Origin of the sequence: Cetobacterium sp., from assembly GCF_048470075.1 — a bacterium.
Lineage (GTDB): Bacteria > Fusobacteriota > Fusobacteriia > Fusobacteriales > Fusobacteriaceae > Cetobacterium_A.
In genome coordinates, this window is sequence record NZ_DBGBQB010000139.1 from 1 (window position 1) to 9,390 (window position 9,390).

A 9,390-nucleotide genomic window follows, 5' to 3' on the forward strand; every position below is an offset into this window, starting at 1 on the left:
CAACTAAAAAAAATGTTAACAAGAAAATAGGGTGAGGGATAGTGAAAAAAATATTAATAAAGGCATATGCACAACTAAATTTAGGAGATGATCTTTTTATAAAAATGCTTTGTGAAAGATATAAAGATACAGAGTTTTATCTTTTTGCAACTCCTGAATATGAAAATTTAAAGGGGATAGAGAGCAATAATTTAAAAATTTTATACAATGACACTTTTGCTAAAAAAATATTGTTTCGTCTGGGAAGAAAATTTGGAATTTCAAATATATTAGAGGATTTAAAGGTGAAAGAGCTAGATGGTGTTGTCAATATAGGAGGATCAATTTTTATAGAAAATGATTTTTCAAAAGAGGACTTTAAAGTTAGAGAGAGAAACTTAGAGTTAGGAAAGAACTATTTTGTTTTGGGAGCAAACTTTGGACCTTATAAAAATGAAACTTTTAAAAATATGTATCATGAGTTTTTTAAAAAATGTAAGGATGTATGTTTTAGAGAGAGATATTCCTATGAACTATTCAATGACCTTGAAAATGTGAGGTTTGGAAAGGATATTGTATTTAGTTTAAAACAAAACGCAGTTGAAAGTGAGGATTATGTCGTATTCTCAATAATTTTACCTTCAGCAAGACCAGGGTTTAATGGAATAGAATCAGAGTACTTCAACAGATTAAAAGCGTTGACATTGGATATTATAAAAGGTGGAAAAAAAGTGAAATTTATGTCTTTTTGTCAAGGTGAAAGGGATGAGGAAGCTATAAATAGATTACTGAATATGATACCAAATGAGCAACATAAATATATAAGTAAGTATTTTTACAGAGGAGATATGAGTGAGGCTTTAGAGGTACTTAGCAGAGCTGACAGTGTTGTAGCTACAAGATTCCATGCAATGATACTGGGATTTGTTCTTGGAAAACCAGTATTTCCAATAGCTTATAGTAAAAAGATGACAAATGTTTTAGAGGATTTAGAGTTTAAACAAAATTTTGTATCTCTAGAAAATCTTCAAGGGCTGAATTATGAAAAATTCACTGAGAATGAGGCTTTATCTGTTAATACAATTTTAAGAGCTGCTCAAGATGGAGAGAGACACTTTTTAAAATTAGATGAGTTTTTAAAGAGCTAGAGGTGAATATGAGTAGAAATGAGTTAAAAATAGGAACAGTTCTTTCAATGTTGACAATAGTTGTAAGTTCAATTATTCAAATAGTTTATACGCCTTTATATATGAGATATTTAGGGCCGGGAGATTATGGTATAAACTCATTGGTTCAGTCTATAATGGGTTATATTTCTATTTTAAACTTAGGGCTTGGAAATACTATGTTAAGATACACTACAAGGTATAGAGCTGAGGGTAGAATAGAGGAGGAAAACTCTTTAAATGGGATGTTTTTAGTTATTTTCTCAATTTTAATGGCAATAGCTTTTATCATAGGCGTATATATATATATGAATATAGGAGAGTTTTTTGGAGAAAGATTTACTTTTGAGGAGCTAAAAAAAACAAAAGCAGTATTTTTAATATTGGCTTTAAATGTGGTAATCTCTTTTCCAATGGGAGTTTTTTCAACTAATATAACATCTAAGGAGAAGTTTATATACCAAAGGGGGATAAAACTTCTAACAATAATATTGAATCCAATTGCTGGAGCACTGTTAATGATAAATGGATTTGGTCTAATAGCTGTGACTGTTTCAACAGTTTTCTTTGCGTTTATCTCCTATCTATTTGATATAGTGTATGCTTTTAAATTAGGAATGAAAATAAAGTTTTCAAAATTTAATAATAGTATTTTAAAAGAGATATTTCTCTACTCTTTCTTTATATTTTTAAATGTTTTAATCGACCAGATATACTGGGGAACAGATAGAGTTATTATTGGAAAATATGTGGGAGTTCAAGGTATTGCTATCTACTCTGTAGGTGCTATTTTTAACACTCTATATATGGGGTTTGCATCAGCAGTTTCAGGGGTTTTGTTTCCAAGAATAAATCGTTTAATAGCAGAGGATAGACACAGTGAAGTGGATGAGATGTTCTTAAAAATAGGAAGATTACAATATATACTCTTGGGATTGATATCCTCTGGCTTTATACTGTTTGGAAGGGATTTTATAACTCTATGGGTCGGAAAAGATTATATAGAGGCATATAATATAGCCTTATGGATAATGATTCCTCTAACAGTGCCATTGATTCAAAGCACAGGAGTAAGTATAATGCAAGCTAAGAATATGCATCAGTTTAGATCGGTAGTTTATTTTATAATAGCTATTCTAAATCTGGTTTTAAGTGTTATTTTTGTAAAGAGGGTTGGAGCAATAGGATGTGCCATAGCCACTGGAATCTCTTTTATATTGGGACAAATAATCGTCATGAATATCTATTATAAGGTCGCTGTAAAATTGGATATGGTTAAATTTTGGAAAAATATTTTAAAGATGTCAATACCAATAGGTATTGTAATGATTTTTGGATATGTTTTAAACAGTTATCTAAGTGAGGTTAATTACTTCAATTTCTTGATTAAAACATCTATTTATACAGTTATGTATGGGGTATTATTATGGGTTATGGCTTTAAATAACTATGAAAAATCTCAAATATATATATGGAAAAAATAAAAAAGTGATGTTTAAACATCACTTTTTCTATTGGTAATATATTCCTCTGTTAAAAAATGGATACCTAAAAATAGTATATACCAACCAAAAACTACATATACAGCTTTATCTGTTAAAAGCGGTAACACGATAATTAAAGATCCAAATAGGAAATGTAAAAGTCCCTTAATAACAACTAAAATTTTAACTTTAGTGTTGGTATTTTCCCATGAAGTAAGTTTGTTATCTCTACCTAAAATTAGTATTAGACCCTTTAAACAAAGAAGACCTCCAATATAGCTTGTAAAAAAAAGTTGGCTAGTAAAAGTGTTTAAAAGAATAATGGCAACAGAGATAAGCTCTATTATTCCCTCGGCTAAAACAAGACCCCAGTGAAAATAAGGACTTTTTCTATTGGTCATGGAGTAGAAAACATGATAGATACCATTTAAAAATAAAACAGTACTTAAAATGTATTCAATATTTTGATTAAAAAACCCCATATTACTAATTCCAATAGCACCAATTAAAACATAAAAGATTCCCAGTGTTAAGAAAAAAGATTTTAATTTCATTTTAATTTTCTCCTTAAAGAATAGTTCGTTATTGAATTATATCAAAGTTTAAGTAACAGTTCAATTAAAAAAAAACTTCACATAAAGGCTAGAGATTGATATAATATTAAAAAGTTTTTTAGGAGGGGCAGATGTTTTCAAAAAATATACAAAATTTAAAAACATCTCCGGTGAGAGAGCTAATACCATATTCAAAAAAGGCTAAGGAAGCTGGCGTAGATATAATACATTTAAATATAGGTCAACCAGATTTAGAAACTCCAGTAGAGTTTTTCGAAGCAATAGAGAATTTTGGAGAGAGAACAATAGCATATTCGGATTCATCGGGGAGAAGAGAGTTAATCGATTCAATAAAAGAGTACTACAAAAACCTTGGAATGAGTTATGAGAGTGATGAGATTCTTATAACAGCGGGAGGAAGTGAAGCATTACTTTTCACATTGATGACACTTTTTAACGCTGGAGAAGAGGTTTTAATACCAGAGCCATACTATGCAAACTATAACAGTTTTTTTGCTATGTTAGGGATAAAAGTTGTGGGAATACCTACAAAATTTGAGGAGAATTTTAAGTTACCTGAAAAAAGTGTGATTGAAAATTTAATAACTGATAAAACGAGGGCAATAATGTTTTCAAATCCTGGAAATCCAACAGGATCAGTTTATACGAAAGATGAACTTTTAATGTTAAATGAAATCTCAAAGGAAAAAAATCTATTTTTAATAAGTGATGAGGTTTATAGAGAGTTTATCTATGACGGAAAAGACACTGTGAGCTGTGGAACATTTGAGGATAATCTAGAGAGAATAATACTTATAGACTCTATCTCAAAGAGATTCTCTACATGTGGTGCAAGAGTTGGAACTATTTTAAATAAAAATAAAGAGTTTATGGGTTATATTTTAAAATTATGTCAATCTAGATTGTCAATTTCAACACTGGATATGGTTGGAGCAGAAGCTTTATACAGATGTAAGGGTAAAGATTACTATGACGCTGTAAATAGAAAATATATGGAAAGAAGAGATTTCCTATATGAGGGTTTAAGAAAGATAGATGGTGTTGTATTAAATAAACCTGAAGGGGCATTTTACTGTATTGTTCAACTACCTGTTGAAGATGCCACAGATTTTTCTAAGTGGCTATTAGGTGAATTTTCATATGAAAACTCAACAGTGATGTTAGCGCCAGCTAAAGGGTTCTATCAAAATGAGAGATTAGGACTAAATAAGATTAGAATATCTTATGCTTTAGAGTTAGATAGATTAGAAAAAGCTATAAAGATAATAGAGCTAGGATTAAAAAAATATAATAGTAAATAAAAAGATGCTGGAATTTTTCCAGCATTTTTTTATTTTTTTAACAGAAGTTCTCTAAACTCTTTGGCGGTCATTCTATTACTTTTAATCTCTTTTTCAACTTTTATGGAAGCGGTCACCTTAGGTGTATATAGGGAGTTAGTGAGAGAGTTAATATGTGTAATAGCTACGGCAATGGCATCGGCAGCATCATCGGGTTTTGGAATTTCATCCAATTTTAAAATCTTTTGAACCATTAACTGTACCTGTTTTTTATCGGCTTTACCATAACCTGTAATACCCATTTTAACTTGAAGTGGAGTATAGCTCTCTATCTGTAAGTTATTCTTTTTACCAGCTAATATAATAACACCTCTCGCTTGTCCAACAGTGATAACTGTTTTATTATTCTTAAAGAAAAACAACTCCTCAACAGCCATAAACTGTGGTGAATAGAGGTCGATAATCTCCTCAAGTTCATTAAATATTTGCAAAAGTCTATCCTCCATGGGAAGGTTTTTATCAGTGAAAACACATCCATATTTAATTAGATTAATTTTATTTTCTTTGTAGTCCACAATAGAGTAACCAACAATTGCAGTACCTGGGTCAATACCTAAAATTCTCAAAAAAATCACCTCTAAAATAGTGTAACATGAGATAAGAAAAAAAACTAGGAGATGTATATAAGTTTAAAAATTGTGGTATAATAGAAAACATAAAAAGTTAGTATAACAGGAGAGTATATATGATTTTAAAAAGAGCTATGGCAGCACAAATAATAGAGGAGTTAAAAAAACAAAATAAAAAAGTAGTTTTTACAAATGGATGTTTTGACATTTTACATGTAGGGCATTTAACATATTTGAATGAAGCTAAAAGACAGGGAGATATTCTTGTGGTTGGAGTGAACTCTGATGCTTCAGTCAAAAGATTGAAAGGTGAGAGTAGACCTATCAATGGAGAGAGAGATAGAGCTGAAATGCTTTGTGGATTGAAAGCTGTGGACTATACAGTTATATTTGAAGAGGATACACCATGTGAGCTTTTAGATGAATTAAAACCCTCAATTCATGTAAAGGGAGGAGATTACACTAAGGATGATCTACCAGAGACAAAAATTGTTGAAAAAAATGGTGGAGAAGTAAGAATACTGGGATTTGTAGAGGGAAAATCTACAACGAATATAGTGAATAAGATACAGGGATAGGTGAGATAGTGAAAAAAATATTAACATTTGAGGAAATTAATGTTTTAGCTAAAAAATTGGCAGATTATGTATCGCCAAATACAGTGGTAGCTTTAATTGGTGATTTGGGAACTGGTAAAACAACTTTTAGTAAAACTTTTGCAAAATCTTTTGGAATAGATGATAACCTAAAAAGTCCTACATTTAACTATGTTTTAGAGTATTTAGATGGAAGATTACCTCTTTACCACTTTGATGTATATAGATTGGGAAGTCCAGAGGAGATCTATGAGATAGGTTATGAGGACTATATAAATAATGATGGAGTTGCCTTAATTGAGTGGGCAAATATAATCGAGAGTGAGCTCCCTAAAAAATATATAAAGATAGAGTTTGAATATGCTTTAGATAATGAGGATATGGATGTTAGAAGCATTAATTTAGAGTATGTGGGAGATAAAGAAAAAGAGAAGGAGATGTTAAAATATGTTGATTTTAGCGATTGATACATCTACAAATATAGGAACAGTAGCTATATTTGATGATAAAAAAGGTGTTGTAGGTGAGATAACTTTAAATGTTAAACAGAATCACTCTGCGATAACTATGACAACTATAGATAGCTTATTTAATTTGACAGGTATAGATAAAAAAGAGATAGATAAGATTGCAGTGAGCATTGGGCCAGGTTCTTTCACAGGAATAAGAATAGGAGTTGGATTGGCAAAAGGGTTAGCGTATGCCTTAAAAAAGCCAATTGCAGGGATAAATGAACTTGATTTATTGGCAAATACATATTGTGGTGACAAAAAAGTTATAGCAATGTTAGATGCTAGGAAGGAAAGAGTATTCTCTGGAGTATATAAGAAAAAGAATGATGCCTTTTTCTTAGAGGGAGAGTATATGGCTGAAGAGTTAGAAAATATATTGAATAGTGTAGATGAAGAGACAGTATTTGTTGGAGATGGAGCTACAGCTTATGAAAATATAATAAAAGAAAGATTGAAAGATAGATGTCTATTTATAAAAAAATCTTTAAATATATCTAGAGCATCTCTATTAGCTGAACTTGCAGTTGATAAAGAGGATAACCTATTCACTCTTGAACCATATTATGTAACAAAATCTCAAGCTGAAAGAGAAAAAGAAGGTAAATAAATATCGAGGTGGGCTTATGAACTCTTTTAAATTAAAAGATGGAATCTATTGGGTAGGAGCTTTAAATCCAGACCTAAAAGTTTTTGATGTGATTATGGAAACTCAATTTGGAACTACGTATAACTCCTATTTAGTTAAAGGAAGTGAAAAAATAGCGGTTTTTGAAACTGTAAAAGAGAACAAGTTTCAAGAGTTTCTGGAGAGATTAAAAACATGTTTAGATGATATTAGTAAAATCGATTATATTATATTAAATCATACAGAACCAGATCACTCAGGCTCTGTTGGAAAGTTATTGGATTTAGCACCTAAGGCAAAGGTTGTTGGATCTAAAAACACGATTGAATTTTTAAGAGGCATATTGAACAAAGATTTTCCACATATAGTGGTAGGACAGGATGATACCCTATCTCTAGGAAATAAAACTTTAAGGTTTATATCAGCACCTTTTTTACATTGGCCAGATTCAATGTACACATATATAGAGGAGGATAAATATCTTGTAACATGCGACTCTTTTGGTTCACATTTCAGTTATGATGGTATCTTATTATCAAAAGTTCCAAGTGAGAGACATAAGGATTATATGGTTGCATTGAGATACTACTATATGTGTATATTTTCTCCATTTAGAAAGTATATGTTAGAGGGGATTGAAAAGATTAAAGACTTAAAAATAGATATGATTCTTCCTGGACATGGACCTGTCTTGGATATTGATATAGATAAGATGATTGAAACATATAAGAGTTGGTCCACTGTTAAAAATCCAAATGAGTTTAAAAGTGTTATTATTCCATATGCAACAGCTTATGGTTATACAAGGGAGATAGCTCAAGAGATTGAAAAGGGAATAAAAGATTATAACTCAACTATAGAGATAAAAAGTTATGATTTGAATATAGATAACTTTGGAAAGTTAGAGGGAGAGATTTTACGAGAGTTTCAATGGGCAGATGGAATACTTTTTGGAAGTTGTACTATAAATGGAGATACACTACCAGTAATTTGGAATCTATTAACATCTCTTAACCCCATTGTTCACGGTGGAAAATATGTTTCAGCCTTTGGAAGTTATGGTTGGAGTGGAGAGGCAGTTCCAAATATAATATCCAGATTAAAAGAGTTAAGAATGCACGTAATAGATGGAATGAAAGTTAATTTTAGGGCTTCTAGAAAAGATTTAGATGCTGCTTTTGAGTTTGGAAAAGAGTTTGCAAAACATATGTGTTTAAAAACACTTCCAGAAAAGGTGGTCGATACAGTTATGGAAAATTTGAATCCAGATAGAAAATTGATGAGATGGACGTGTAGTGTTTGTGGAGAGTCATATATTCAGATTGACCCACCTGAAGTTTGTCCTGCATGTGGAGTTGGAAGAGAGTATTTTGTGCCATCACCTATAGATAAAAAAGTTGAAAGAAAAGATATTGAGGAAAATGTAGTTATAATAGGTGGAGGAATAGCGGCTTTATCCACAGCCCAAGCTGTTAGAGAGAGAAATGAAAAAGCCAATATAGTAATTTTATCTAAGGAAAAGGAGTATCCATACTATAGAACACTGTTATCTGAGATGATTGGAGAAAATATCACCAGGGAAAAATTCCTAGTAAAACCAGAAGAGTGGTATAAAGAGAAAAATATCAATATTCAATTGGAAACAGTTGTTGAAAATATAGATCCTGGAAAAAAAGTTATTGAGATTGAAAGAGGTAAACAGATACCATATGATAAACTTATTATTGCAACTGGAGCAAGAGCTATGGTTCCAAGCATTGGAAATTCTCATTTAGAGGGAATATTTACTGTTAGAAATAAAGAGGATGTAGATGCTATTAGAAATTACTGTATAGGAAAGAAAAAAGCGGTGGTAATAGGTGGAGGAGTCTTAGGACTGGAATCGGCATGTGGACTTCAAAAGCTTGGACTGGAGGTATCGGTGATTGAAATGATGCAAAGAATACTTCCAAGACAACTGGATGAAGAGGGTTCAAAAATATTTGAAACATGTATTGATAAGAGCAATATAAAACTTTATAAAAACTCTAAAGCTGAAAAGTTTGATGGAACTGAAAAAGTTGAGGGAATACACCTAGATAGCGGAGAGGTTATAGAAGCAGATATAGTTATAATCAGCTCAGGAATAATTCCGAATAAGGAGTTGGCAGAGAAAGCTGGTATAGTTGTCAATAGAGGTATAGTTGTCAATGAAAGAATGGAAACATCTAAAAAAGATATATATGCATGCGGAGATGTAGCTGAGTACAAGGGAAATGTAATTGGTTTGTGGCAGATATCTTCAGATCAGGGAAAGGTTGCAGGGCTCAATGCAACTGGAATAGATGAGAACTATGAGGATAAGATACAGCCTGTAACTTTTGAAGGAATGGGAACTAAGATATTCTCTGCAGGTGGTGTATTAGAAACACAAGATTCAATTTGTGAAAGAGATTATGATGATTTAATCTATAAAAAATTGAACTTTAAAAATAATGAACTATCATCTGGAATTTTAATTGGAGATATAGAAAAAGGTATTGTAATAATTAAAGGATTAAAAGA

Annotated in this window: 9 protein-coding genes; 7 read left to right on the forward strand and 2 right to left on the reverse strand. The window is 31.2% G+C overall.

Annotated elements, in window-relative coordinates:
- Positions 1-41 precede the first annotated feature (41 nt).
- Together ACMOUI_RS04880 and ACMOUI_RS04885 are read left to right on the forward strand one after the other, a co-directional pair.
- A complete protein-coding gene (locus tag ACMOUI_RS04880) occupies positions 42-1,127 on the forward strand; it encodes a polysaccharide pyruvyl transferase family protein (RefSeq protein ID WP_418964615.1) in 1,086 nt (361 codons plus the stop codon).
- Between the two features lie 8 nt (positions 1,128-1,135).
- Positions 1,136-2,629, forward strand: coding sequence for a lipopolysaccharide biosynthesis protein (locus tag ACMOUI_RS04885; protein ID WP_418964616.1), 1,494 nt, complete (start codon positions 1,136-1,138; stop codon positions 2,627-2,629).
- A gap of 11 nt (positions 2,630-2,640) precedes the next feature.
- Here ACMOUI_RS04885 and ACMOUI_RS04890 read toward each other — a convergent pair whose 3' ends face one another.
- Positions 2,641-3,183: a DUF308 domain-containing protein gene (locus ACMOUI_RS04890; protein ID WP_418964617.1), complete on the reverse strand. Its 543-nt coding sequence runs from the start codon at positions 3,181-3,183 to the stop codon at positions 2,641-2,643.
- Positions 3,184-3,314: 131 nt separating this feature from the next.
- On the opposite strand from ACMOUI_RS04890, the gene ACMOUI_RS04895 reads away from it, so the two are divergent.
- The gene (locus ACMOUI_RS04895) at positions 3,315-4,505 is read left to right on the forward strand and encodes a pyridoxal phosphate-dependent aminotransferase (RefSeq protein ID WP_418964618.1); all 1,191 of its coding nucleotides are present in this window, start codon (positions 3,315-3,317) and stop codon (positions 4,503-4,505) included.
- A gap of 29 nt (positions 4,506-4,534) precedes the next feature.
- Here ACMOUI_RS04895 and ruvC read toward each other — a convergent pair whose 3' ends face one another.
- Positions 4,535-5,110 carry a crossover junction endodeoxyribonuclease RuvC gene (gene ruvC, locus ACMOUI_RS04900; RefSeq protein ID WP_418964619.1) on the reverse strand — a complete coding sequence of 192 codons (576 nt, stop codon included), beginning with the start codon at positions 5,108-5,110 and terminating at the stop codon, positions 4,535-4,537.
- A 119-nt stretch (positions 5,111-5,229) separates the two neighbouring features.
- Here ruvC and rfaE2 point away from each other — a divergent pair, with 119 nt between their 5' ends.
- The 4 genes from rfaE2 to ACMOUI_RS04920 form a co-directional block, all read left to right on the forward strand.
- Positions 5,230-5,691, forward strand: a complete 462-nt coding sequence (gene rfaE2 / locus ACMOUI_RS04905) for a D-glycero-beta-D-manno-heptose 1-phosphate adenylyltransferase (protein ID WP_418964620.1) — start codon at positions 5,230-5,232, stop codon at positions 5,689-5,691.
- 8 nt (positions 5,692-5,699) lie between these two features.
- Entirely contained in the window at positions 5,700-6,176 is a 477-nt protein-coding gene (gene tsaE, locus ACMOUI_RS04910; RefSeq protein ID WP_418964621.1) for a tRNA (adenosine(37)-N6)-threonylcarbamoyltransferase complex ATPase subunit type 1 TsaE, read from the forward strand.
- Entirely contained in the window at positions 6,157-6,828 is a 672-nt protein-coding gene (gene tsaB, locus ACMOUI_RS04915; protein ID WP_418964622.1) for a tRNA (adenosine(37)-N6)-threonylcarbamoyltransferase complex dimerization subunit type 1 TsaB, read from the forward strand. Before tsaE ends, tsaB begins: the two co-directional genes overlap by 20 nt.
- Before the next feature lie 16 nt (positions 6,829-6,844).
- Positions 6,845-9,390 (forward strand): FAD-dependent oxidoreductase (locus ACMOUI_RS04920; protein ID WP_418964623.1); only part of this gene is annotated, 2,546 nt, incomplete at its 3' end.